Below are 25,881 nucleotides of genomic sequence, written 5' to 3'. Positions count from 1 at the left end.
CCGGCCCAGAATCGGCCAGAACGAGGGCGCATCCGGGAGAGACGCGGGAAACGAATGTGCCGTCTCCGCTTGACGTACCGGGCGGAAGCGGGTGAAATCCCGGTATCACTTCCCGTCGGGAGCGTCAGTTCGGGCCATCACCCCGGCCCCTCACCTCGCATGCGTCCAGCCCAGACTTCTGCAACGGTGGTAGAGCGCTCTCCCAGATTTGCTGATCGGTTCGGAAACACCCGGCTCGGAGCACTCCCAGCCGGCAGCACCCGTCATGCAACACCCAGCACCACACGGCATCGACAGGCACCGGCTCGACGACGAACCCCCGCCCCTGCGACCGACACCGACGTCGGCCCGCAGTCGCTCCCCGTCGATGAGCCGCCCACGAGGAGACACCCATGACCACGCACCACCCCTCGGGCACCGCTCGCGGCAGGCGCCTCGCGGCGCTCGTCGCGACCGGCGTGCTCGCCATCGCGGGCCTCACGCTGCCCGCCGCGTCAGCACAGGCAGCGCCCGTGCTGCTGTCGCAGGGCAAGACCGCGACGGCGTCGACCACCGAGAGCGCCGACTACCTGGGCGCCAAGTACGCCGTCGACGGCGACAACGGCACCCGCTGGGCCAGCCAGGCCACCGACAACCAGTGGATCCAGGTCGACCTCGGCGCGAGCGCGTCGATCGAGCGCGTCGACCTGCGCTGGGAGTCCGCCTACGGCAAGGGCTACCAGATCCAGACCTCCGACAACGGCACGACGTGGACCACTGTCGCGACCAAGACCAACGGCACGGGCGGCAAAGAGTCGCTCACCGTCACCGGCACCGGGCGCTACGTCCGCCTGCAGGGCACCGCCCGCGCCACGGGCTACGGCTACTCGCTGTGGGAGTTCCAGGTGTTCGGCACGGCGGGGACCGGCGGCGGCACGGGAGGCGGAGGCGGCACGGGCACCTGCGGCACGACGAACGTCGCGCAGGGCAAGACGGCCACCGCGTCGTCGTCCGAGGGCGCCGGAACCGCCGCACCCTTCGCCGTCGACGGCAAGGCCGACACCCGCTGGGCCAGCTCCTTCGCGGACAACCAGTGGTTCCAGGTGGACCTCGGCTCCTCGCAGCAGGTCTGCCAAGTCGCGCTGAGCTGGGAGGGCGCCTACGGCAAGGCGTTCCAGGTGCAGCTCTCCGACAACGGCACCACGTGGACGACGGCGGCCACGGTCACCAACGGCACGGGCGGCAACCAGACGGTCGCCGCGGCCGGCACCGGCCGCTACCTGCGCCTCAACCTGCAGACCCGCGCCACGGGTTACGGCTTCTCGCTCTGGGAGGTCGCCGTCAACACGACCGGCGGCGGCACGACCGACCCCGGCACGGGCGGCGGCAACGGCGGCCTCACCGGTCACGGCGACGTCGTCGGCCCGGCTGACGGCAAGGTCCGCCTCATCGGCTCGCAGGGCAACTGGACCCTGGCGGTCAACGGCAAGAAGTGGGTCACCAAGGGCATGACCTGGGGCCCCGCGATCTCGGAGTTCCCCGCGAACGTCGCCAACTTCAAAGAGCTCGGCGTCAACACGATCCGCACGTGGGGAACCGATGCGGGCTCGAAGGCCCTGTTCGACGCCGCCGCGACGGCCGGCATCCGCGTGGTCGCCGGCTTCTGGCTGGCTCCCGGCGGCGGCCCCGGCTCGGGCGGCTGCCCGAACTACGTCACCGACGCGACCTACAAGGCGAACTCGATGAACGACATCGTCACCTGGATCACCGCGTACAAGGACAACCCCGGCGTGCTCATGTGGGACGTCGGCAACGAGTCCCTGCTCGGCCTCGGCAACTGCTACTCGGGCGCCGAGCTCGAGACGCAGCGCGCGGCGTACGCGACGTTCGTCAACGACGCCGCCAAGCGGATCCACCAGATCGACCCGAACCACCCGGTCACCTCGACCGACGCGTGGACCGGCGCGTGGCCGTACCTCAAGGCCAACGCCCCGGACCTGGACCTCTACGGCCTGAACAGCTACGGCGCCATCTGCGACGCCAAGCAGACCTGGATCAACGGCGGCTACACCAAGCCCTACCTCATCACCGAGGGCGGCCCCGCCGGCGAGTGGGAGGTCCCGAACGACGTCAACGGCGTCCCCGACCAGGGCACCGACCAGCAGAACGCCGACGGCTACACCAAGGCGTGGAACTGCATCGGCGCGCACCCGGGCGTCGCGCTCGGCGCCACCCTCTTCCACTACGGCAACGAGGGCGACTTCGGCGGCATCTGGTTCAACATCAAGCCGGGCAACAACAAGCGCCTGAGCTACTACGCGGTCGCCAAGGCCTACGGCGGCACCGCGGCTACCGGGCACAACACGCCGCCCAAGTTCAGCGGCATGACGATCGCCAACCAGACGGGCGTCGTCGCCGGTGCGAACGTGTCGGTCAACGCCTCGGCGACCGATCCGGATGGCGACGCCATCACGTACCACGTGTTCGTCAACAGCAACTACATCAACAAGTCGGGCGGCCTCCAGGAGGTGCCGTTCACGCGCAGCGGCTCGACGTTCACCTTCACGGCCCCGCAGACGCTCGGCGTGTGGAAGGCGTACGTGTTCGCCGAGGACGGCAAGGGCAACGTCGGCGTCGAGACGCGATCCTTCCGCGTCATCCCGCCCGCCGTGGCCGGCACCAACATCGCGCAGGGCAAGACGGCGACGGCGTCGTCGTTCGACCCCTACAACGGCAACTTCACGCCGGGCCAGGCCGTCGACGGCAGCTTCTCGACCCGCTGGTCGAGCAGCTGGGCCGACGCGGAGTGGATCCAGGTCGACCTCGGCTCCAAGCGGACCTTCAGCAACGTCCAGCTCGTCTGGGAGTCCGCGTTCGCCAAGGGCTACCTGATCCAGCAGTCCGACAACGGCACCACCTGGACCACGCTGTCGACGATCACCAACGGCGACGGCAACGTCGACACGGTCGGGGTCAACGGCAACGCACGCTACGTGCGCATCCAGGGCGTGACGCGCGGGACGGCGTACGGCTACTCGCTGTACGAGCTCGGGGTCTACGCCTGAGAAGTGAGTGATCGACGCACGAGCAACGCTCCTGCGTGACTGACCGGTCCGGGCGGGGCTGTGGGCTGCGGCCCCGCCCGGACCGACCCTCGGCAGCGAGGGTCACCACCACGAAGCAGCCCGCACGACGGCACGGCACCCCGCGCGCGAGCGCCGGGTGCGGAGCCACACCTCGGAGGCACGCACCTCCCCGGTCCCGGCCCGACGAGGGCCGCTCCTCAGCCCCGCACGGACGAGCCGGCGACCCGCCGCGCCCGAGCCGCGCACCCGCCTGCGCCAACCCGGCGGGCAGCACACGCACCCGCGGCCCGTGAGCCGCACGTGCAGACCCTGAGCACTGAAGGAGTCATCCGACATGAGCACCCCCACCGTGCGGCGACGAGGCCGCACCCGACCGGCCTCTCCTCGAGCCTGGCTGGCCGCCGTCCTGGCGACCGCCGTCGTCGCGTCCGGAGTCGTCGCGACGCTCGCCACCACCGCGACCGCGGCGCCGGTCAACATCTCGCAGGGCAAGGCCGCGAGCGCCTCGACGGCCGAGAGCCCGGACATGGTCGGCGCCAAGGCCGTCGACGGGAACACGAGCACGCGCTGGAGCAGCACCTTCGCCGACGCGCAGTGGCTCCAGGTCGACCTGGGCTCCACGGCCACGATCGACAACGTCAAGCTCAGCTGGGAGGCCGCGTACGGCAAGGCGTTCCAGGTCCAGGTCTCCAGCAACGGCACCACATGGACGACCGTCGCCACGGTCACCAACGGCACGGGCGGCAACCAGACCGTGAGCGCGCCCGGCACGGGCCGGTACGTCCGGCTCAACCTCACGGCCCGCGGCACCGGCTACGGCTACTCGCTGTGGGAGTTCCAGGTGTTCGGCACAGGCGGCACCACGCCGCCGTCCACCACGCCCAAGCCGCTCCCGCCGGCTCCCCCGGGCGCCGACACGTCGGTGACCCACCACGAGTTCCAGGCGAACTGCGTGCCGACGCACACCCTGCCGGACGACCCGATCGTCTTCCCGGGCCAGGCGGGCGCCTCGCACAGCCACACGTTCATGGGCAACCGGACGACCAACGCGAAGACGACGGCCGCCTCGCTGGTCGCCGCGGGCACGACCACGAGCTGCACGGTCCCGCAGGACCGCTCGGCGTACTGGTTCCCGACGCTGCTCCGGGGCGGCTCGCAGGTCGTCTCGACCGACGAGCAGACGATCTACTACAAGTCGGGGATCCTCGACTACAAGAAGGTCCAGCCGTTCCCGGCCGGCCTGCGCTTCGTCGTCGGGAACATGCTCGCCACCCAGGACGAGTTCAAGAACGCCCCCGGCACGGTCGAGGGCTTCGAGTGCGGCGACACGACGCGCAGCTGGGACATCCCGGCGGCGGCCTGCCCCGCGGGCTCGAAGCTCAACATCCGCTACCAGGCCCCGAGCTGCTGGGACGGCGTGAACCTCGACTCGGCCAACCACAAGACGCACATGGCCTACCCGGTCAACGGCGAGTGCCCGACGAGCCACCCGGTGCCGGTGCCGATGATCGAGTTCAAGCTCTCGTGGCCGGTCGACGGCAACCTGTCGAACGTGGCGTTCTCGAGCGGCCGCGGCTACTCGTTCCACTACGACTTCTTCAACGGCTGGGACGCGCCGGTTCTCAAGGCCCTGACCGAGCACTGCATCAACGGCGGTCTGCAGTGCAACCCGCGCGGCTTCGACCTCTACAAGCCGTGGGCGGGCGGCGTCCTGGACGCGAGCTTCAACCTCATCCCGTGACCCGGGTCTGACCCACGGGCGCGCCGCCCGGCCCTCGTCGGGCGGCGCGCCACCCTCCCGCGGGCACGGACGCCCGCACCACCAAGAAGGACACCCGCATGCACACCCACACCCCCACCCGGAGCGGACGGCGTCCCCACGCGCTGCTCGCCGCCGGGCTGTCGGCCGCGCTCGTCGCGGCCGGCGTGATCGGCTCGATCGCCACCACGGCGAGCGCGGCCGACGTCAACCTGTCGCAGGGCAAGGTGGCGACCGCGTCGTCGGTCGAGAACGCCGACTACACCCCGGCCCGCGCCGCCGTCGACGGAGACAACGGCACGCGCTGGTCGAGCCAGGCCACGGACAGCCAGTGGCTCCAGGTCGACCTCGGCTCGAGCAAGGCGATCGGCAGCGTCCAGCTGCGCTGGGAGTCCGCCTACGCCAAGGCGTTCACGATCCAGACCTCGGAGAACGGCACGAGCTGGACGACGGTCGCCTCCGTCACGAACGGCACGGGCGGCAACCAGACCGTGGCCGCGACCGGCCAGGGCCGCTACGTGCGGATCAGCCTCACGCAGCGCGCCACGGGCTACGGCTACTCGCTGTGGGAGTTCCAGGTCTTCGGGCCGAGCACGACGAGCCCGACGACGACACCGACGACGACACCCACCACCCCGACCACCGGCTGCGGCACGACGAACGTCGCGCTCGGCAAGGCCTCGTCGGCCTCGTCGGTCCAGGCCGGCAGCGACTACGTCGCGGCCAACGCCTTCGACGGCAAGGACGCGACCCGCTGGTCGAGCGCGGCGACCGACGCCGAGTGGCTGCAGGTCGACCTCGGCAGCTCGCAGAACGTGTGCAAGGTCGAGATCGACTGGGAGGGCGCCTACGGCAAGGCCTTCACCATCCAGGCGTCCGACAGCGCGACGTCGGGCTTCACGACGATCGGCACGGTCACGGCCGGCACCGGCGGCAAGCAGAGCATCGCGACGAGCGGCAAGGGTCGCTACGTCCGGCTCGTCGGGCAGACCCGCGGCACCGGTTACGGCTACTCGCTCTGGGAGCTGCGCGTGTTCACCGGCTCCGGCACGACGACAACTCCCACGCCGACCCCCACCCCGACGACGCCCACCCCGACGCCCACGCAGACCGCGGGCCCGGGCGACGTCCAGCCCGCCGACCCGGCCAACCCGAACTTCGGCCCGAACACCTACGTGTTCAAGCCGACCGACGACCAGGCCGCGATCCAGAACACCGTCAACCAGGTGTTCGCCCGCCAGGAGACCAACCAGTTCGGCACCGAGCGCGACCAGTTCCTGTTCCTGCCCGGCACCTACAACCTGCAGGCCAACATCGGCTTCTACACGTCCATCAGCGGCGCGGGGCAGAACCCCGACGACGTGCAGATCAACGGCGGCGTGTGGGTCGACGCGCAGTGGTTCAACGGCAACGCCACGCAGAACTTCTGGCGCTCCGCGGAGAACTTCGCCGTGACGCCGAGCACCGGTCAGGACCGCTGGGCGGTCGCGCAGGCCGCGCCGTTCCGCCGGGTGCACGTCAAGGGTGACCTGGCGCTGCACTCGTCGGCCTACGGGTGGGCATCGGGCGGCTACATCGCCGACTCGAAGGTCGACGGCTCGGTCGCGGCGTGGACCCAGCAGCAGTGGTACACCCGCGACTCGGCGGTCGGCAGCTGGCAGGGGTCGCTGTGGAACATGGTGTTCTCGGGCGTGCAGGGCGCTCCGGCGACCTCGTTCCCCGAGCCCGCGATCACCACGCTGGCCACCACGGGCCAGGTGCGCGAGAAGCCGTACCTGTACTGGAAGGACGGCAAGTGGTCGGTCTTCGTCCCGAACCTGCGCTCCGGCACGACGGGCGTCACGTGGCCGAACACGCCCGGCTCGTCGCTCAGCCTGAGCACCTTCTACCTGGCCCACCCCGGTGACTCCGGCGCGACGATCAACAAGGCGCTCGCGCAGGGCCTCAACGTGATCTTCACGCCCGGCGTCTACCACCTGGACCAGACGATCAACGTCACGCGGCCCAACACCGTCGTCCTCGGTCTCGGCCTGGCGACGATCGTCCCGGAGAACGGCGTCGACGGTCTGCACACCGCGGACGTGGACGGCGTCAAGATCGCCGGCCTGCTGTTCGACCAGGGCACGACGCACTCGAGCACGGTCGTGCAGATCGGCACGCCCGGCGCGCACACGTCCCACGCGGCCAACCCGCAGTCGGTCCAGGACGTGTTCGTCCGCGTCGGCGGCGTCGTCGCCGGCAAGGTCGACAACGGCATCGTCGTGAACGCGGACAACACGATCATCGACCACATCTGGTCGTGGCGTGCCGACCACGGCGCAGGCGCGGGCTGGACGCAGAACACGTCCGACTACGGTCTGATCGTCAACGGCAACGACGTCAACGGCTACGGCCTGTTCGTCGAGCACTACCAGAAGTACAACCTGCTCTGGAACGGTGAGCGCGGCCGCGTGATCTTCTTCCAGAACGAGCTGCCGTACGACCCGCCGTCGGTGGGTGCCTGGACCCACGACGGGATCCGGGGCTGGGCGGCGTACAAGGTCGCACCCGGTGTGAAGAACCACGAGGCGTGGGGCCTGGGCTCCTACTGCGTGTTCACGACGGACGCGTCCATCACGGTCGACAACGGGTTCGAGGTGCCGATCACGCCCGGCGTGAAGCTGCACAGCATCTCGACCGTGTCGCTCGGCGGCGCGGGCACCTACGCCCACGTCATCAACGGCACGGGCCCGCAGGCCTCGGGCACGGAGACCAAGCCGGCGACCGTGACCAGCTACGGCGGCTGACGCTCCCGGTCCGACGACGACGGCCTCGATCCGCTCAGCGCGGGTCGGGGCCGTCGCCGTGCCCGGGCATGTAGCAGTGCGTGATCGCACGGGAGGAGGATCCCGGTATCTGCCTGCCCTGCTCGCGGCTCCTGAGTGTCGGGCGGGCACGCACCCACGAGCGGGAGGACCGATGGCGGACAAGCGCACGGCGTTCGACCCCGCGGTGCACGGGTTCGGCTTCCCCAACGCGTTCCACGACGACCTGCTCACCCTGCCGAACGGCATGAAGATCTCCACGGCCGGCCGCTGCGGCGGCATGGCGTACCTGTCGCTCGACCTCTTCCACTCCGGCGCCCCAGCCCCCCGCTGGGGCGCCGGCCTCTACGCCCCCAAGCGCGTCCCGCCCGACGAGAACTGGCTCGCCGACGTGATCCGCGGCCGGCTCTTCGACTCCTTCAAGGTGCTCTCCGCCGCCACGTTCATCACCTGGTCGATGCACCCCGACGGGGCGCTCGGCCCGCTCAAGGGCGTCGCTCGGTGGACCTCGCAGGACGAGCTCCCGCAGGTCGTGCGCGCGGTCGACGAGGGCCGGCCCGTCCCGCTCGGGCTCGTCGTCGCGCGCAGCATCGGCGCGATCGGCAAGAACCACCAGGTGGTCGCACACGGGTACGCCCGCACCGGCGACGTGACGTCGCTGCTGATCACCGACTCGAACAGCCCCGGCCAGGAGGTCACGCTGACCCCGGTCAAGGGTGGCTGGAAGGCGTCGAACGGGCCGACCTGGCGCGGCTTCTTCGTGCAGGACTACAAGCCGCGCAAGCCCACGGTGCTCACCCGCGCCCCCGCCGACCCGGCGCGCGCCATCGGGCCGGGCTCGGTCGTCGTCCTCTCGCACGTCTGGACCGGGATGACCCTGCACGCCGACCGCACGCCCTGGTCGTACGACGGCTGCCCGCTCGGCACCCGGGTCACCGCGGTGCGCAGCACGGCGACCGACGACGAGTGCTGGGCGGTCGAGGCGGGAACGGCGGGCCGGGTGCGGCTGCGGCACGTCGCGACCGGCTCGTACCTCGGCAGCCCGCGCGGATCTCGCTCACCCGTGACCGGGCAGCAGGGCGTGCGCGTGGGGAGCACCCCGAACGAGTGGCGCGTCGAGGTCGACGGCACCTGGACCGCTGGCGCGAGGGTCCGGCTCGTGCACGCCGAGACCGGCGCCGCACTGCACTCGCACCTGCACGCCGACGAGCGCACGACGGGCGGCCAGCAGGAGGTCACCGGCTTCGCGGGCCGCGACGACAACGACTGGTGGACCGTCCTGGAGGCCCGCTGACGCCGACCGGGCGAGCGGCCGGGCCGTGCCGAATGGAGCTGGTCGAAGAGTTCGTCACGCCTGACGTGACGAACTCTTCGACGCACGTGGCATCGAGCCGCGCGACCTGCCGGGCGCGACGAAGTCCCGGTCCGCGGTGGACCGGGGCTTCGTCGGTGGTGCTGGCTGTCTCAGCCGACCTGCGGGAGCGTGCCCGAGCCGCCGTCACCGGCCGCCGAGATGGGCGGCGCGGCGGGCAGGTCCGTGCCCGACCCGGGGGTCCCGGCCGAGACGCCGGCCCCCACGGTCTCCTTGTGCATGTCGACCTTGGTCACGCCCTGGAACGTGAACTCGCCGAGGATGCCCTCGCCGACCGCGTCCACGATGACCAGCTGGCCGGCCTTGAGCTCGCCGAACAGGATCTTCTCGGACAGGGCGTCCTCGATGTCCCGCTGGATCGCACGGCGCAGCGGACGCGCCCCGAGCACCGGGTCGTAGCCCTTCTCCGACAGCAGCTTCTTGGCCGCGGGCGTGATCTCGATGCCCATGTCCTTGTCGCGCAGGCGCTTGTCGAGCTTGGCGATCATCAGGTCGACGATCGAGAAGATCTCCGGCTGCGAGAGCTGCGGGAAGACGACCACGTCGTCGACGCGGTTGAGGAACTCAGGCCGGAAGTGCTGCTTGAGCTCGTCGTTGACCTTGGACTTCATGCGCTCGTACGACGTCGACAGGTCGCCGCCGGCCTGGAAGCCGGTCATGACGCCCTTGGCGATGTCCCGCGTGCCGAGGTTCGTGGTCATGATGATCACGGTGTTCTTGAAGTCGATCACGCGACCCTGCGAGTCGGTCAGGCGACCGTCCTCGAGGATCTGCAGGAGCGAGTTGAAGATGTCCGCGTGGGCCTTCTCGACCTCGTCGAACAGGACGACCGAGAACGGCCGACGGCGCACCTTCTCCGTGAGCTGGCCACCCTCGTCGTACCCGACGTAGCCGGGAGGCGAGCCGAACAGGCGCGAGACCGTGTGCTTCTCCGAGAACTCGGACATGTCGAGCTGGATGAGCGCGTCCTCGTCGCCGAACAGGAACTCGGCGAGCGCCTTGGCGAGCTCGGTCTTCCCGACGCCCGTGGGGCCGGCGAAGATGAACGAGCCACCGGGACGCTTCGGGTCCTTGAGCCCGGCGCGCGTGCGGCGGATGGCCTGCGAGAGCGCCTTGATCGCCGCGTCCTGGCCGACGACCCGCTTGTGCAGGTTGTCCTCCATGTGGAGCAGTCGGCTGGACTCCTCCTCGGTGAGCTTGAAGACCGGGATGCCCGTGGCGTTCGCCAGCACCTCGGCGATGAGCTCCTCGTCCACCTCAGCGACGGCGTCGAGGTCGCCCGACTTCCAGGCCTTCTCCTTCTCGAGCCGCTTGAGGCCGAGCTGCTTCTCGGCGTCGCGCAGGCGCGCCGCCTTCTCGAAGTCCTGCTCGTCGATCGCGGACTCCTTGTCGCGACGCGTCTCGGCGATCTGCTCGTCGAGCTCGCGCAGCTCCGGCGGAGCCGTCATGCGGCGGATGCGCAGGCGGGCGCCGGCCTCGTCGACCAGGTCGATCGCCTTGTCCGGCAGGTAGCGGTCGTTGACGTACCGGTCCGCGAGCGTGGCAGCCGCGACGAGCGCGGCGTCCGTGATGGACACGCGGTGGTGCGCCTCGTAGCGGTCACGCAGACCCTTGAGGATCTCGATCGCGTGCTGCAGGTTCGGCTCGGCGACCTGGATCGGCTGGAAGCGACGCTCCAGGGCCGGGTCCTTCTCGACGTACTTGCGGTACTCGTCGAGCGTCGTGGCGCCGATGGTCTGCAGCTCGCCGCGCGCCAGCATCGGCTTGAGGATGCTGGCGGCGTCGATCGCGCCCTCGGCGGCACCCGCACCGACGAGCGTGTGGATCTCGTCGATGAACAGGATGATGTCGCCGCGCGTGCGGATCTCCTTGAGGACCTTCTTCAGGCGCTCCTCGAAGTCACCGCGGTAGCGCGAGCCGGCCACGAGCGCGCCGAGGTCGAGCGTGTAGAGCTGCTTGTCCTTGAGCGTCTCGGGCACGTCGCCGCGCACGATGTCCTGCGCGAGGCCCTCGACGACGGCCGTCTTGCCGACGCCGGGCTCCCCGATGAGGACCGGGTTGTTCTTGGTGCGGCGGGACAGCACCTGCATGACCCGCTCGATCTCCTTCTCGCGCCCGATGACCGGGTCGAGCTTGCCGTCGCGAGCCGCCTGCGTCAGGTTGCGCCCGAACTGGTCGAGCACGGCGCTGCCGGAGGGCTGACCCTCGGCGGGGCCGCCGGCCGCGACCGGCTCCTTGCCCTGGTAGCCGGACACGAGCTGGATGACCTGCTGACGCACGCGGTTGAGGTCGGCGCCGAGCTTGTTGAGGACCTGGGCGGCGACGCCCTCGCCCTCGCGGATCAGGCCGAGCAGGATGTGCTCGGTGCCGATGTAGTTGTGGCCCAGCTGCAGCGCCTCGCGGAGCGAGAGCTCCAGCACCTTCTTGGCGCGCGGCGTGAACGGGATGTGGCCCGACGGGGCCTGCTGGCCCTCGCCGATGATCTCCTGGACCTGGGCGCGCACAGCCTCCAGCGAGATGCCGAGCGACTCGAGCGCCTTGGCGGCCACTCCCTCACCCTCGTGGATCAGACCCAGGAGGATGTGCTCGGTCCCGATGTAGTTGTGGTTGAGCATCCGTGCCTCTTCTTGGGCAAGGACGACCACGCGACGGGCTCGGTCCGTGAATCTCTCGAACATGTGCACTCCTCACGAGCTGCGTGGCCCACCGGTTCCGCGCCGGGCGCTGCGGGGTCGGTGGGGCGGCGTTGTTCGATGCTAACGGCGGGCCACCCCCGGAACTGCCCGTGTTCGCCGCAGGCGGAGGAACCGGGTCCACGCGCGTCCGCGGAGCGCTAGCCTCCGGGCATGGACGACGACGGGGCGAGGCCCGCGGAGGGCATCTCGCCGGACGCGCCGTCACCGGCGGGCGACACCGCCGTCCAGGCTCCACCGGCGGACAGCCCGGCCGACGACGCGCAACCGGCGCGCCCGCGCCGACGCCGCCGACTCCCGTGGCTGGTCGCGGCCCTCGTGGTCGTGGTCCTCGCCGCTCCCCTGGTCGTCGTCCAGGCCGTCGGCCGCTCGCACACCCGCGGGCTCACCGACGTCCCCGACACCCCCGTCGCGCTCGTCTTCGGTGCGGGTCTGCGGCCCGACGGCAGCCCGTCGACCTACCTGCGCCGCCGCCTGGACGCCGCGAAGTCTCTCTACGACCGCGGCACGGTGCAGGCGATCCTCGTCAGCGGCGACAACGGCACGGTCCAGCACGACGAGCCCACGGCGATGCGCGACTACCTCGTCGCGAACGGGGTCCCGTCCGACAAGGTGGTGCTCGACTACGCCGGTTTCGACACGCACGACTCGTGCGTGCGTGCGCACCAGGTGTTCGGCGTCGACGCGGCCGTCGTCGTCACGCAGGACTACCACCTGCCCCGCGCCGTGTTCTCGTGCACCGCGGCCGGGATGGACGTGACCGGCGTGGGCGTCTCCTCCGCCAGCGTCACGCGCGAGCAGGCGCTCACCTGGCGGCTGCGCGAGATCCCGGCGTCATACAAGGCCGCGTGGGACGCGCTGGTCGGGCGTCCGCCGGTCTACGGCGGCCACGAGACCGGCGTTCAGGACGCGCTCGACCAGGGCTGACGCACGCGGCTGGGAGGATGGCCCGGTGAGCACAGCCCCCGCCCCGGTCCTCGATCCCCCCGACCTCGGCGAGATTCCCGACGTCCGGCTCATCGCGCTCGACCTGGACGGTTCGCTGCTCGACGAGGACAAGCGGCTCGACCCGTCGTTCTGGCCGCTGCTCGAGCAGCTCGAGGCGCGTGGCATCGTCGTCTGCCCCGCCAGCGGGCGCCAGTACGCGACGTTGCGGGCGCAGTTCGAGCGCGACGACCTCGTCTACATCGCCGAGAACGGCGCGTACGTGGTGCGCGACGGCGCCGAGCTCAGCTCCGACACGCTCCTGCTGCCGACGGCCCGGGCGATCGTCGGCGCCATGCGCACCGCGAGCGCCGGCGGGCTCGACCTCGGCACGGTCGTGTGCGGCAAGCGGTCCGCGTACGTCGAGCGCGCCGACGAGGCCTTCCTGGCCCAGGCGCGCCCGTTCTACGCGCGGCTCGAGGTCGTCGAGGACCTGCTGACGGTCGACGACGACATCCTCAAGGTGGCCGTCTACGACTTCGAGTCCTCCGAGCGCGGCGCGGGCCGGGCGCTCGCGCCGTTCGACGAGGCCGACCGGGTGGTCGTCTCCGGGCTGCACTGGGTCGACGTGATGAGCCGCACCGCGGACAAGGGCGCCGCGCTGCAGCAGGTGCAGACCGCGCTGGGGGTCACGCGCGAGCAGACGATGGCGTTCGGCGACTACTTCAACGACGTCGGCATGCTCGAGGCCGCGGGCTGGTCGTTCGCGATGGACAACGGGCACCCCGACGTCCGGGCGCTCGCGCGGTTCGTCGCGCCGGCCAACACGCGCAACGGCGTGGTCCGGACGATCGCGTCCGCCCTGGCGATCGAGCTGTAGCCGCTAGACCGCGAGCGCGAGGGCGTCGAGCGTCGCGGCGACCGCCGGCACGCGCAGCAGGTCGGGTGCGGTCACGGCGTGCACCGAGCGGTGCGAGGTCCCCGCGGCCCGGCGCATGACGACCCCGGGCTGGCGCTCCGCGACCGGCCGCACCAGGTCGGGCAGCAGGGCCACGCCGAGGCCCGCCGCGACGAGGGCCAGGACGGCCACGTAGTCGTCGGTGGCGTAGGCGATCTCCGGCTCGAACCCGCACGCGTCCGCGGCGCTCAGCAGATGACCCCGGCACCGCGGGCATCCCGCGATCCACGGCTCGTCGGCCAGGTCGGCGAGCGAGAGGTTCTCGGCCGAGGCCGCCGCGTGGCCCTCCGGGAGCGCGACGAGCGTCGGCTCGTCGAGCAGGTGCCGCGTGACGAGGCCGTCGAGGTCGTCCTCGCCGCGGCCGAGCCCCGCCCCCGGGTACGCGAAGGCGACCGCCACGTCGCACACCCCGTTGCGCACCATGGCGAGCGCCTGCGGCGGCTCCGCCTCGTCGAGCGTCACACGCAGGCCGGGGTGCGCGTCGCGGAGCGCGACGAGCGCGCGCGGCACGAGGGTCGCGGTCGACGACGGGAACGCCACGAGCCGCACGCGCCCCGCGCGCAGGCCGGTCAGCGCGGAGACCTCGGCCGTGGCGGCCCGCAGCGCGGCGCCGACCGTCGCGCCGTGCCGGGCGAGCGCCTCCCCCGCCTCCGTGAGCCGGACGCCGCGACCGGTGCGGTCGAGCAGCGCGGTGCCGAGTCGCCGTTCGAGCCGTCGGACGTGCTGGCTGACCGCGGGCTGGCCGATGCCGAGCGCACCCGCCGCGCCCGTGATCGTCCCCTGGTCCGCGATGGCGCGCAGGATCCGCAGGGAGTTCACGTCGACGGCCAGCTCGGTCATGGCGCCGAGTATCACACTGCGTGATGGCTCCCAGCCAGAATCCGCTCTGGTGTGATGCCTGCAGCCCCCGCAGGCTGTTCGGGTGGACCTCATCGACCTTCGTGCCGCCTTCGCCCCCGCCCCCGGGTACCTCAACGCCGCGACCGTCGGGCTCCCCGCGCGGGCGACCGCCGACGCGATGCGCACGGCGATCGACGACTGGCAGCAGGGCCGCGCCGACCTGGCCGTCTACGACGCCGCGGTCGCCGCCGCCCGCAGCGCCTTCGCGCGGCTCGTGAGCGCCCCCGAGGACGACGTCGCGATCGCCGCGCAGACGTCTGCCCTGGTCGGACTCGTCGCGGCCGCACTGCCCGACGGCGCCGAGGTGCTCGTCGTGGACGGGGACTTCTCGTCGGTCGTCTTCCCGTTCCTCGCGCACGCCGACCGCGGCGTGCGCGTCCGGCACGTCGCGCTCGACGAGCTCGCGGGAGCGATCCGGCCGTCGACCGACGTCGTGGCGTTCTCGCTCGTGCAGTCGCGCGACGGCCGGGTCGCGGACGTCGACGCCGTGACCAGCGCCGCCCGGGCAGCCGGCGCCCTGACCCTGTGCGACATCACCCAGGCCGGCTGGCTGCCCGTCGACGCGGGGCAGTTCGACGTCACCGTGTGCTCGGCCTACAAGTGGCTCGCCGCGCCCCGCGGCACCGCGTTCGCGACCGTCCGGCCCGCGGTGCTCGACCGGCTGCGCCCCCTGGCCGCCGGCTGGTACGCGGGCGAGGACGTGTGGACGTCGGTGTACGGCCCGCACATGCGCCTCGCAACGAGCGCGCGGCGGCTCGACGTGTCGCCCGCCTGGCTGTGCTGGGTGGGCGCGGCCCCCGCCCTCGAGCTGTTCGCCGCCGTCGCGCCCGCCGCGGTGCGCGACCACGCGGTCGGCCTCGCGGACGACCTCCGGCTGGGCTGCGGACTGCCGCCCGGAGGCAGCGCGATCGTGTCCCTCCCGGACCCCGACGGCGTCGTGGCCCAGCGGCTCGGCGACGCCGGGTGCGTCGTCGCGGCGCGCGGGGGCGGGGTCCGTCTCGCGTTCCACGTCTGGAACGACCACGACGACGTCGTACGCGCCCTGTCGGTGCTCGCGCCCGGGCTCGTTCCTGCCTGAGGTCATTTCCACGCCGTCATCCAGGCCCAGGGCGCACGGCAGCCCCGCTCGCTGCATCGAGGCGGGGCTGCCGTGCGCTGATGCGAACTACTCGATGTGGGCGTCGCTCGCGTCCTCTTCGCCCTCCGCCACCAGGAGCGGCCGCAGCCGCACCCAGGTGAGGAAGAACGCGGAGACCACGAGCAGGGTGATGCCCGTCAGGAGGTTGATGCTCGACCCGTCCGAGCCCTCGAGGTCGGAGTCGCTCGCGAAGATCCCCATGAGCAGCAGGATCACGCCGTAGATGCCCAGCAGGGTCCCGATGATGGTGCGGATGTCGAAGGCGCGGACGGCGCGCTTCGACTGGGCGGCGTGCTTGTCGGTGTCGGCCATGACGGTCTCCTGTCCGGTCAGTGGAAGGTGATGTTGAGGATGACGACCATGGTCAGCGAGATCCCGGCCAGCAGCACCGGTCGCTGGTACCAAGGCAGGCTCGACTCGTTCGGATCGGTACGGTCCGCCTTGGGTGTCAGCGAGTAGACCAGCCCCTTCAGCTCGGACTCGACGCGGGGCCGCGTGAACAGCGTGACGATCACGCTCACCACGATGTCCACGACGAACGCCGCCCCGGCGGCCACGAAGCTCGCGCCCTGCCCGGACAGGTCGATCGCCCCGATACTGAGCGGCCCGAGCGCGTCCTGGCTGAGCACCGCTACCGCGATGGCCGCGATGGTGCCGCTCGACAGACCCGCCCAACCGGCGGTGGCCGTCATCCGCTTCCAGAACATGCCGAGGATGAACGTGGCGAACAGCGGCGCGTTGAAGAACCCGAACAGCGTCTGCAGGTAGTCCATGAGGTTGCTGTACCCGGAGGCCAGCAGGGCGGTGAAGATCGCGACGACCGTGGCGGCGATGGTCGCGATGCGGCCGACGCGCGTGTAGTAGCCGTCGGGGCGGTCCTTCTTCACGTACTGCTGCCACAGGTCGTAGCTGAACACCGTGTTGAAGGCCGAGATGTTCGCGGCCATGCCGGCCATGAACGCCGCCATCAGGCCGGCGATCGCGACGCCGAGCATGCCGTTGGGCAGCAGGTCGCGGATGAGGATCAGCAGGGCGTCGTTGTACTGGACGCTCCCGTCCCCCTTGCCCTCGTTCAGCGCCAGGATCTCGGGCGCCAGCACGCTGGCGATGATGCCCGGGATGATGATGATGAACGGGATGAACATCTTGGGGAACGAGCCGATGATCGGCGCGCGGCGGGCCGCGGACATCGAGTTCGACGCCATCGCGCGCTGCACCTCGACGAAGTTCGTCGTCCAGTAGCCGAACGACAGCACGAACCCGAGACCGAGCACGATGCCGATGACGGAGGCGGTCGGCGACTCGAAGCCGGTGAGGTTCTGGCCGGGCCACGACGAGAGCATGCCGTCGACCGGGCCGTTGTTGACCTTGTCGACGAGCCCGTCGATGCCGCCCACGCGGTGCAGGCCGACGATGGTCAGCGGCAGCAGCGCCGCGACGATGACGAAGAACTGGAGCACCTCGTTGTAGATCGCCGCCGAGAGCCCGCCGAGCGCGGTGTACGTCAGCACCACGGCGGCCGCGGCGATCAGGGAGATCCACAGCGGCCAGCCCAGCAGCACGTTGACGATCGTGGCGAGCAGGTAGAGGTTCACTCCGGCGATGAGCAGCTGCGCGAGCGCGAAGCTCAGCGCGTTGACCAGGTGCGCCCCGGTGCCGAAGCGCCTGCGCATGAACTCCGGCACGGACCGCACCTTGGAGCCGTAGTAGAACGGCATCATGACGACGCCGAGGAACAGCATCGCGGGGATCGCGCCGATCCAGTAGTAATGCATGGTGGCCATGCCGATCTGGGCACCGTTGGCGCTCATGCCCATGATCTCGACCGCACCGAGGTTGGCGGAGATGAAGGCCAGGCCCGTCACCCAGGCGGGCAGAGACCGACCGGACAAGAAGAAGTCCAGGCTCGTCGAGACCTGCCGGCGCGCGGCCAGCCCGATCCCGATGACGAAGACGAAGTAGATGGCGACGAGCGTGTAGTCGACGAAGTTGGCGTCGAGACGCAGCGCGTCGTTGGTGGCTTCCAGGATCATCAGAGGCATCCCCGGTGCGTCGGTGGTGACGCCGCAGCAACGGCGCCGGGGTCACGCTAGGACCGCCGACGAGATGGCGCGCGCCGAAGACTTTCCAACCGGTCAGCATCGGTCCCTGGTAGATGCAGAGATCGGCGAGATCTCGCGGGACACCGCAGCGGAGGGCTCGCTACGGTGTGATCCATGAGACAGGTCGCCGGCCTCCTGCTGACGCCCGGCGCGAGTGCCGGCCGCGATCACCGCACGCTTGTCGCGCTCGAGGACGCCGTGAGCCCGCTGCCCGTGCGGCGCATCGACTTCCCCAACCGGATCGCCGGCAGCAGGGCCCCCGACCGGCCCGGGCCGGCGGTCGCGCACCTGCGGACGCAGGCCGACGACTTCGCCACCGAGCTCGGCGTCCCGCCCGAGCAGATCGCCCTGGGCGGTCGGTCGTTCGGCGGGCGGATGAGCTCGATCGCGGTCGCCGAGGGGCAGCCGGCGGCGGCCCTCATCCTGCTCTCCTACCCGCTGCACCCGCCCGGCAAGCCGGAGACCCTGCGCACCGAGCACCTGCCGGACGTCCACGTTCCGGTCCTCGCGGTGTCCGGTGAGCGGGATCCCTTCGGGTCGCCCGACGAGCTCGTCGAGCACCTCGCGCTCGTCGGCGGCCCCCTGACCACGGTGTTCGTCCCCGGAGACCACTCGCCGACCAACGACTCGGCAGTCTGCGCCGCGGTGGTCGAGTGGCTACGCGCCCTGGAGCGGCTCTGAAACCGCTTCCCAGAACCTGGGCACCCTGAGAAGTATCTGAGTGACACCCGGACGACCCTGAGGAAGATGTCGGGGGTGTCCCTGATGGTGGCCGTGGTGTCCGAACCGGAAGCCTGAGAGCCGCACGGCGCCCCTGGCGCCACCTCGTCGTCGTCGACTCCTTGAGGAACAGCCATGTCCAAGGTCGCGGGTTGGATCACCCATCGCTACATGAAGTTCGTCGTCATCGCCTTCTGGCTGGTGGTCGTGGCCCTGCTCGGGCCGCTCGCCGGCAAGCTCACGGGCGCCCAGGACAACGACGCCGCGAGCTGGTTGCCCGCGGCCGCCGAGTCCACGCAGGTCATCGAGGTCGCCTCGAGCTTCGTCTCCTCGAACACCATCCCCGCGGTCATCGTCTACGAGAACCCGGACGGCCTGACGCCGGACGACCTCACGGCGATCGCCGCCGACGCCCAGGAGTTCGGGACCCTGGACACGCTCGACGGCAAGGTCGTCGGGCCCATCCCCTCCGAGGACGGGCAGGCGGCGCAGATCATCGTGCCCCTCGACCTCGGCAAGGACGGGTGGGACCTGGCCGCCGACGCGGTCGACGACCTGCGCGCCACCGCCGAGGAGGGGCTGCCGTCCGGCGTCACCGTCTACGTCACCGGGCCGGCCGGCCAGGCCGCCGACTCGTCCAAGGCGTTCGAGGGGATCGACGGCACGCTGCTGTACGCGGCGGCCGGCGTCGTCGTCGTCATCCTGCTGCTCACCTACCGCAGCCCGGTCCTGTGGCTCCTGCCGCTCATCTCGGCCGGCGTGGCGCTGACCGTCGCGCAGGCGGTGATCTACCTGCTGGCGGACAACTTCGACCTCACGGTCAACGCGCAGAGCGCGGGGATCCTCACGGTGCTGGTCTTCGGCGCGGGCACCGACTACGCCCTGCTGCTCACCGCGCGGTACCGAGAAGAGCTGCGCAAGCACACCAACCGGCACGAGGCGATGGCCGTCGCCCTGCACCGCGCCGGCCCGGCGATCATCGCCTCGGGCGCAACCGTCGCGCTCGGCATGCTGGTGCTGCTGTTCGCGACGATGAACTCGACCGCGGGCCTCGGCCCGGTGGCGGCCGTCGGCGTGATCGTCGCGCTGCTGGTCATGCTCACGCTCCTGCCCGCGCTGCTCGTGCTCGTCGGGCGCTGGATCTTCTGGCCGCGCACGCCGCACGTCGGCGACCACGAGCCGACCGAGGACGGGTTCTGGGCGCGCATCGGCGGCCGCATCTCGCACCACCCGCGGCGCACCTGGATCGGCACGGCCGCGCTCCTGGCGGTCGCGACGATCGGCGTCGTGCAGCTCAACCCGACGAGCCTGACCACCGAGCAGCAGTTCACCACCGAGCAGCCGTCGGTCGTCGGCGAGCAGGTCCTCGCCGAGCACTTCCCGGCCGGCGCGGGCTCGCCCGTCGTGATCATCGCCAACGCCGAGCAGGCCGACGCCGTGCGCACCGTGTTCGCGGGCGTCGAGGGCATCGACCCGGCCAGCGTGACCGAGCCCGTCGTCAAGGACGGCACGGCCTACATGGAGGGCACGCTCACGTCCGAGCCGGACAGCGACGAGGCCTTCGACACGGTCGACCGGGTGCGGGACGCGGTCCACGCCGTGCCCGACGCGGACGCCCTCGTCGGCGGCACCACCGCGGTCACGCTCGACGTCGAACGGGCCTCCACGCGGGACACGATCGTCATCATCCCGATCATCCTGCTGGTCGTGTTCCTCATCCTCGCGGTGCTGCTGCGCGCGATCCTCGCGCCCGTCGTGCTCATCGGGACCGTCGTGCTCTCGTTCGGTGCGGCGATGGGGATCTCGGCGCTCGTGTTCCGGAACGTCTTCGACTACGCCGGCGTGGACACCGGGTTCCCGCTGTTCGTGTTCGTGTTCCTCGTCGCACTGGGCATCGACTACAACATCTTCCTCATGACACGCGTGCGGGAGGAGGCGCTGCGGATCGGGCACCGGCGGGGCTCGCTCGTCGGGCTCGCGGCCACGGGCGGGGTCATCACCTCGGCCGGCCTGGTGCTCGCGGGGACGTTCGCGGTGCTCGGGACGCTGCCGCTGGTCAGCTTCGCGGAGATCGGGTTCGCCGTGGCGTTCGGCGTGCTGCTCGACACGCTCATCGTGCGGTCGGTGCTGGTCACCGCGCTGAACCTGGACATCGGGAAGCGCATGTGGTGGCCGTCCGCCCTGGCGCGGCAGCCCGAGCCCGCCGCTGGTCCGGGTCCGGACCCCGACCCGGCAGAGCTGCGCGAGCCGGCGCCGGTGGGGTAGCGCTCAAGCCGGCTGGTGCAGGCTGCCCCGCTGCCCCGGGCCTGCTGGTCTCCGGGCCCGCTGGTCCGCTCCGTCTCGGTGAACCGATGGGTGTGCGACACGCCGCGCGTTCCGCGGCGTGTCGCACACCCATGCGTTCACTCGCACGGCGTCGCGCGGCCGACGAGGTCCGCCAGGCTGGTGCCGAACGGCCGACGGCCCGGTGCCGGGGGCACGCTGCTCGGCTGCTGGCTGCTCGGCTGCTGGCTGCTCGGCTGCTGGCTGCTCGGCTGCTGCCCAGCGGAGCGGCTACTCGGCGAGCCGGTGCTCGAAGGCGGCCAGCGCATCGGCGGAGAACAGCACGAAGCGCACCAGCTCGATGCCCGTCGGGCGCCGGTGGCCGGGCTCCCACGAGTCGTCGGCGCCGGACTGCCACGCGCGGGCCGACGCGACCGCGACGCGTGCCACCTCGTCCATGTCCCAGCCGTACACGCCGCCGCTGACCGCGGGGAAGGCGATGCTCGTGGCGCCGACCTCGACCGCCCGCTCCAAGGACGTGGTGAAGCACGACGCGAGCATCGCGGTCGAGCGCTCGCCCGCGTGCCAGTTCGGTCCGACCGTGTGGATCACCCACCGCGCCGGGAGCTCGAAGCCCGGCGTCACGGCCGACGAACCCACAGGCAACCCGTCGGGGTAAGTGGTCCGGCGCAGCTCGCGGCAGGCCTCGAGGAGCGCCGGCCCGGCCGCGCGGTGGATCGCGCCGTCCACGCCGCCTCCGCCGAGCAGGCTCGAGTTCGCGGCGTTGACGATCGCGTCGACGTCCTGAGTGGTGATGTCGCCCTGCACGGCCTTGATGCGCATGCGTTCCATCATGTCCCGGGAGAGCGCGCCGTGCCGTGGGTCGCTGGAAGGGAGCGTCCTCGCGACGAGCCCGAACACCGTCAGCCTCGGCCCCGGCCGCTTTCGAGGAGGCACACGCGCGGGCGACGAATCCTCCCCACCCTGGCCGTCAGGAGAGTCCGAGTCCCGGAGACGAGGCAAGGCCCCTCGGACGCTTACTCCGAGGGGCCTTCACCGGTTCCCAGGCTAGCCGCGCGGTGCGCCCGAGCGGGTGAACGACACTCGCGTTATCCACAAATTCCATCCACACCCCTGTGTTCATCCCGTATTTCCGCAGGCCAGCCTGTGGACGCCCCTGTGGAGTAAACGGTGGATAAAGAAACCCTCCAGAAGCTCTTGCGGGGGTCCACGGGACAGGACTAGAAATCACACATCGACCTCGACGGATCGAGAACCGCAGGACAGAAGGAGCCCCTCGGGGAGCCAGATGACCAGCGGGGACAGGTGCGGTGAGGACGGGCCGACCGGAGAACGGGCGACCAGATCGGGTGGGGAAACCTGCTCGACCCGCGGATGACGACGCGGGGGTCGTTACGGACCAGAAGGCCGACTGCAGTGGACCCGCCCGCAGCGGACCGGCTCGCCGGATCGCTGGGTGTCGGACCACGCCGCACCGTCAGCGCGGCGCTCGTCACCGGCTTGCCGGAGACACGTGGCCTGCGGTCGACGAAGGCCCCTCGGACGCTTACTCCGAGGGGCCTTTCGTCATGCCCGGGGCAGCCCCGCCAGGTCATCAGTCCCCCGCGACGGCCTCGCTGAGTCTCCGGTTCGCCGCGGCAGCCCGCGACACTGGATCACCAGCGCCCCGCGGGATGGTTGAAGGGTTCGTTGAAGGATCCGTGCTGCCGCGCGGCGCGCCCGATGCAACGAACGCTGCAACCACGGCGGCGCGCGGGCGGTCGGGCCGGGGGCGGGCTCGCCGGGGCGGTCAGGTGGGGACCGACTCCAGGAGGATCGTCGTCGGGCCGTCGTTGACCAGCTCCACGGCCATGTCCGCGCCGAACACGCCTGTCGCCACCTCCAAGCCGCGGGCGCGCAGGTCGGCGACAACCGCCTCCACGAGCGGGGCCGCGACATCGCCGGGGGCGGCGGCGTTCCACGTGGGTCGGCGGCCCTTGCGGGTGTCGGCGTAGAGCGTGAACTGGCTGACGACCAGCACCGGCGCTCCCACGTCCACGGCGCACGCCTCGTCGCGAAGGATGCGCAGCTCGGCGATCTTGCGCGCGATCAGCTCGACCTGAGCAGGCCCGTCGCCGGGCGTGACGCCGACGAGCGCCAGCAGCCCGGGCCGGTCGATCGCACCGACGACGATCCCGTCGACCGTCACCGACGCGCGCGTCACGCGCTGCACGACCGCCCTCACACGGCACCCGGGCCGAAGGTCGGCAGGACCTCACCGACGGGCTGCCCGTGCCCGAGCACGGGGGTCGCGCCGAGGTCGCCCACGTCGTACCCGGCCACAGCCAGCGCGGCAGCCAGCACCGCGGGACGGGGCCGCGAGGAGCCGTCGGCGATCTTGAACGCCAGGGCCCCACCGTCGGGCAGCCCGGCCGCGTAGACGCCGTCGGCGCCGTCCTTGGCGATGAGCCCGGGGACGGCCTCCATGAAGCGGGTGGCTTCGCGCCCGGTCCCGGCGACGTGCCACGGGTGGCGCGCCATGGCACGCGCGACGCGGGCCCGGGGCCCGGACGACGAGCCGACGAGCTCCGCGAACGACCGCGCGAGCCCGACCAACGTCGTCGAGAACAACGGCGCCCCGCAGCCGTCGACCGTCACGTGCTCGACCGGCACGCCCGTGAGCTCGGCGACCGCGTCGCGCAGGGCCACCTGCAGCGGGTGGTCCACGGCGAGGTAGTCGTCGGTCGGCCACCCGGCGACCACGCAGGTGGCGAGCATCCCGGCGTGCTTGCCCGAGCAGTTCTGGGTGAGTGACGCCGGGCCGCCGCCGTCGGCCCGCCGCTGGGCGGCCGACTCCAGGTCGAGCGGCCAGTCGGGCGTGTTCTGCAGCTGCCCGGCGGTGACCCGGGACGACGCGAGGATCGCGTCGACGATCGCGAGGTGGCCCGGCTCCGCGTTGTGGCTCGCGCAGACGAGCGCGAGCAGCGCGCCGTCCACGTCGAGGCCGGCGTCGAGCATGCCGACGGCCTGCAACGGCTTGAGCGACGACCGCGCCCAGATGACGGCCTCGGGGTCGCCGAGGGCGAGCCGGGTGCAGCCGTCGGGCGCGAGGACGACGAGGTGCCCGCGGTGCACCGACTCGACGAGGTCCCCGCGCACGACCCGAGCGAGCGGGACGGCCGCAGAGTCGATGTCTGTCATCGGTCCGTCATCGATCCGTCGCCGGAGACGTCACCAGCCGCCGCCACGCGACGGGCCGGACGACGGCGGCCGGCGGCGCGAGTACGGCGCGATCGCGGGGCGCACGTCGACGAGGTAGACGATCGCCGCCACCGCGCACAGCAGCGCGAGGAACAGCGGGAACGTGGGGATCCCCTTCGGGAACGGCACTGCGGCGAACGACACGGCCGTCGCGACGCCGAGGATGGCCCCCCACAGCGGCTTGGTCCGCTTGCCCGCGGACACGAACGCCGCAGCAGGGCGACGCAGCAGATCGATCAACGCCCAGGCCGCCAACCCGAAGATGGCGAACATGAAGACGAGGTAGATGGGCAGCTGGAGGGTCGCGACCACGGTGCGAGCCTACGAGACATCGCCCACGTCAGGGCAGTACCCGCAGCCCTTCCGCCCGGGCAGCCGCCGCGAGGTGCTCGTCCCACACCGCCACGAGCAGGTCGGGCGAGCGCAGCACGAGCGCGGAGGCGAGGTGCAGCGCGTCGGCCGCGCGCAGCGGATGCGTCCCGACGAGGGTCGCCGCACCGGCCGTGACGACGTCCTGCAGCTCGATGACGTGCAGGCCGGGCCAGAGCCGCGACCAGGCGGTCAGCGCCGCACGCGCCTGCGTCGGCTCGAGCCGACCGGATCGCTGCCCCGCGGCCAGGACCGATCGCACCTCGGCGTCCGCGAGCCGGGAGGTCGCGACGAGGTCGGCGCCGTCCCACAGCGCCGCGACCAGGTCGGAACCGGGCTCGGCGACGCACAGCTTCACCAGCGCGCTGGTGTCCAGGTAGACGATCGCCACGGATCAGCGCCGCAGCCGGCGGACCAGCCCGGACACCGGCCGGGTCGCGCGCCCACGCTCACCGTCGGAGGCGACCCGCTCGGCCGAGGGGGCCGAGAGCAGCCCGTCGCGCTCCAGCCGCTGCAGCAGGTCGGCCGACTCGATGCCCGTCAGCCGGGCGACCGGGATCCCCCGCTCGGTGATGACGACGTCCTGCCCCGAGCGCGCCGCCTCGATCCACTGCTTCAGCTCCGCGCGCAGAGCGCTGACCGCGACCTCCATGCGAACGACCGTACCGGGCGCCCGGTGCCGACGAGGTCAGATCTCGGGAAGCGCCTCGCGCGCGGCCTTCGCCGAGGTGCCCGCGGCCTCCAGCAGGTCGACCGCGAGCGAGCGGTGCAGCAGCACGAGGCTCTGCACCTGCCAGTCGTCGGGCGCGACGAGGAAGGGGTCGAGCGCCTGCGCGGCGACGGTCAGGGCCGCCCGCGCGCGCTCCGGGTCACGCCCGGCGCCGATCGCCGCAGCGAGCTCGTCGGCCGCGCGGGCCGTCGCGTCCACGCGGGCGGCGACGCCGAGCACGTCGTGCGGGGTGTCGGCCTCGACGAGCGCGAGCGCGCGCCGCACCAGCACGCGCGCGTTCCGCATCGCCCGGTCGACGAGGATGGCGGCGTCCACGCTCGCGGCGAGCTCGTCGCGGTAGCGCCGGCTCGCGGGCGACACCCGCGAGAGCTCGCGCGCGTTGGTGGCGATCTCGCGCCAGTCGTCGAGCACGGGCTGCGTGGCCCGCGCGCGGACCAGCGCGTCCTCGACGTCGGCCGTCGACCGCGACGAGAGCCCGCGCGCGAGTGTGTGCAGGACTCCCGCGAGCTCCTCGATGCTGCGCTGGCCGAGCGACCGCGGGTGGCGGCGCGGGTCCGACGGCGTGAGCAGGGCGACCGCGAGCGCGATGGCACCGCCGACCGCCGCGTCGGTCCAGCGCCCGAACGGGCCGCCCGAGGTCGCGGGAAGCGCGACGATGACGATCGACTGGACGCCCGCCTGCGTGGTGAGCATCGCGCCGCGGTCGATGAACCGCGCGATGATCGCGGCGGTGAACAGCACGAGCGCGATCTGCCAGATGCCACGCCCGATGACGTGCGCGACGAGGTCGCCCAGCCCGACGCCGATCGCCACGCCGACGGCGA

20 protein-coding genes are annotated in these 25,881 nt (G+C 71.8%); 9 read left to right on the top strand and 11 right to left on the bottom strand.

Annotation, left to right across the window (positions count from 1 at the left end):
* Nucleotides 1-392 precede the first annotated feature (392 nt).
* The 4 genes from D1825_RS10735 (at nt 393) to D1825_RS10720 (ending at nt 8,922) form a co-directional block, all read left to right on the top strand.
* Nucleotides 393-3,044: a discoidin domain-containing protein gene (locus D1825_RS10735; RefSeq protein WP_118767420.1), complete on the top strand. Its 2,652-nt coding sequence runs from the start codon at nt 393-395 to the stop codon at nt 3,042-3,044.
* A gap of 355 nt (nt 3,045-3,399) precedes the next feature.
* Nucleotides 3,400-4,806 carry a DUF1996 domain-containing protein gene (locus tag D1825_RS10730; RefSeq protein ID WP_118767419.1) on the top strand — a complete coding sequence of 469 codons (1,407 nt, stop codon included), beginning with the start codon at nt 3,400-3,402 and terminating at the stop codon, nt 4,804-4,806.
* 98 nt (nt 4,807-4,904) lie between these two features.
* On the top strand, nt 4,905-7,610 hold the full coding sequence (locus D1825_RS10725; protein ID WP_118767418.1) for a discoidin domain-containing protein: 2,706 nt from the start codon (nt 4,905-4,907) through the stop codon (nt 7,608-7,610).
* A gap of 172 nt (nt 7,611-7,782) precedes the next feature.
* Entirely contained in the window at nt 7,783-8,922 is a 1,140-nt protein-coding gene (locus D1825_RS10720; RefSeq protein ID WP_118767417.1) for a hypothetical protein, read from the top strand.
* A gap of 170 nt (nt 8,923-9,092) precedes the next feature.
* On the opposite strand, the gene D1825_RS10715 is transcribed toward D1825_RS10720, so the two are convergent.
* Nucleotides 9,093-11,678: an ATP-dependent Clp protease ATP-binding subunit gene (locus D1825_RS10715; RefSeq protein ID WP_118767416.1), complete on the bottom strand. Its 2,586-nt coding sequence runs from the start codon at nt 11,676-11,678 to the stop codon at nt 9,093-9,095.
* Between the two features lie 168 nt (nt 11,679-11,846).
* On the opposite strand from D1825_RS10715, the gene D1825_RS10710 reads away from it, so the two are divergent.
* Both D1825_RS10710 and D1825_RS10705 read left to right on the top strand, forming a co-directional pair.
* A complete protein-coding gene (locus D1825_RS10710; protein WP_118767415.1) occupies nt 11,847-12,620 on the top strand; it encodes a SanA/YdcF family protein in 774 nt (257 codons plus the stop codon).
* A gap of 25 nt (nt 12,621-12,645) precedes the next feature.
* Complete coding sequence (locus tag D1825_RS10705; RefSeq protein WP_118767414.1) at nt 12,646-13,497, top strand: Cof-type HAD-IIB family hydrolase; 852 nt, start codon at nt 12,646-12,648, stop codon at nt 13,495-13,497.
* A gap of 3 nt (nt 13,498-13,500) precedes the next feature.
* On the opposite strand, the gene D1825_RS10700 is transcribed toward D1825_RS10705, so the two are convergent.
* Nucleotides 13,501-14,415: a LysR family transcriptional regulator gene (locus D1825_RS10700; protein ID WP_118767413.1), complete on the bottom strand. Its 915-nt coding sequence runs from the start codon at nt 14,413-14,415 to the stop codon at nt 13,501-13,503.
* Between the two features lie 82 nt (nt 14,416-14,497).
* Between D1825_RS10700 and D1825_RS10695 the strand changes: the two genes are divergently transcribed.
* On the top strand, nt 14,498-15,553 hold the full coding sequence (locus tag D1825_RS10695; protein ID WP_233549813.1) for an aminotransferase class V-fold PLP-dependent enzyme: 1,056 nt from the start codon (nt 14,498-14,500) through the stop codon (nt 15,551-15,553).
* Between the two features lie 87 nt (nt 15,554-15,640).
* On the opposite strand, the gene D1825_RS10690 is transcribed toward D1825_RS10695, so the two are convergent.
* Both D1825_RS10690 and D1825_RS10685 read right to left on the bottom strand, forming a co-directional pair.
* On the bottom strand, nt 15,641-15,925 hold the full coding sequence (locus tag D1825_RS10690; protein ID WP_118767412.1) for a hypothetical protein: 285 nt from the start codon (nt 15,923-15,925) through the stop codon (nt 15,641-15,643).
* Nucleotides 15,926-15,942: 17 nt separating this feature from the next.
* Nucleotides 15,943-17,646, bottom strand: coding sequence for a sodium:solute symporter family protein (locus D1825_RS10685; protein WP_118767411.1), 1,704 nt, complete (start codon nt 17,644-17,646; stop codon nt 15,943-15,945).
* 183 nt (nt 17,647-17,829) lie between these two features.
* On the opposite strand from D1825_RS10685, the gene D1825_RS10680 reads away from it, so the two are divergent.
* Both D1825_RS10680 and D1825_RS10675 read left to right on the top strand, forming a co-directional pair.
* Nucleotides 17,830-18,396, top strand: coding sequence for an alpha/beta hydrolase family protein (locus D1825_RS10680; RefSeq protein WP_118767410.1), 567 nt, complete (start codon nt 17,830-17,832; stop codon nt 18,394-18,396).
* Between the two features lie 174 nt (nt 18,397-18,570).
* Nucleotides 18,571-20,700 carry an MMPL family transporter gene (locus D1825_RS10675; protein ID WP_118767409.1) on the top strand — a complete coding sequence of 710 codons (2,130 nt, stop codon included), beginning with the start codon at nt 18,571-18,573 and terminating at the stop codon, nt 20,698-20,700.
* A gap of 288 nt (nt 20,701-20,988) precedes the next feature.
* Here D1825_RS10675 and D1825_RS10670 read toward each other — a convergent pair whose 3' ends face one another.
* The 7 genes from D1825_RS10670 to D1825_RS10640 all read right to left on the bottom strand — a co-directional run.
* On the bottom strand, nt 20,989-21,540 hold the full coding sequence (locus D1825_RS10670; protein ID WP_118767408.1) for an O-acetyl-ADP-ribose deacetylase: 552 nt from the start codon (nt 21,538-21,540) through the stop codon (nt 20,989-20,991).
* 967 nt (nt 21,541-22,507) lie between these two features.
* Nucleotides 22,508-22,942 carry a D-aminoacyl-tRNA deacylase gene (gene dtd / locus D1825_RS10665; protein WP_118767407.1) on the bottom strand — a complete coding sequence of 145 codons (435 nt, stop codon included), beginning with the start codon at nt 22,940-22,942 and terminating at the stop codon, nt 22,508-22,510.
* Complete coding sequence (locus D1825_RS10660; protein WP_118767406.1) at nt 22,939-23,898, bottom strand: asparaginase; 960 nt, start codon at nt 23,896-23,898, stop codon at nt 22,939-22,941. Before D1825_RS10660 ends, dtd begins: the two co-directional genes overlap by 4 nt.
* A gap of 30 nt (nt 23,899-23,928) precedes the next feature.
* Nucleotides 23,929-24,270 carry a DUF2516 family protein gene (locus D1825_RS10655; protein ID WP_118767405.1) on the bottom strand — a complete coding sequence of 114 codons (342 nt, stop codon included), beginning with the start codon at nt 24,268-24,270 and terminating at the stop codon, nt 23,929-23,931.
* Nucleotides 24,271-24,298: 28 nt separating this feature from the next.
* Nucleotides 24,299-24,718 carry a type II toxin-antitoxin system VapC family toxin gene (locus D1825_RS10650; protein WP_118767404.1) on the bottom strand — a complete coding sequence of 140 codons (420 nt, stop codon included), beginning with the start codon at nt 24,716-24,718 and terminating at the stop codon, nt 24,299-24,301.
* Between the two features lie 3 nt (nt 24,719-24,721).
* Nucleotides 24,722-24,979 carry a type II toxin-antitoxin system prevent-host-death family antitoxin gene (locus tag D1825_RS10645; protein WP_118767403.1) on the bottom strand — a complete coding sequence of 86 codons (258 nt, stop codon included), beginning with the start codon at nt 24,977-24,979 and terminating at the stop codon, nt 24,722-24,724.
* 36 nt (nt 24,980-25,015) lie between these two features.
* The coding region (locus D1825_RS10640; RefSeq protein WP_118767402.1) for an FUSC family protein at nt 25,016-25,881 on the bottom strand (866 nt) is incomplete at its 5' end.

It is taken from the genome of Cellulomonas rhizosphaerae (genome assembly GCF_003470205.1).
In the GTDB taxonomy this organism is placed as follows: Bacteria; Actinomycetota; Actinomycetes; order Actinomycetales; family Cellulomonadaceae; genus Cellulomonas; species Cellulomonas rhizosphaerae.
This window is presented reverse-complemented; position numbering and strand designations above follow the sequence as displayed.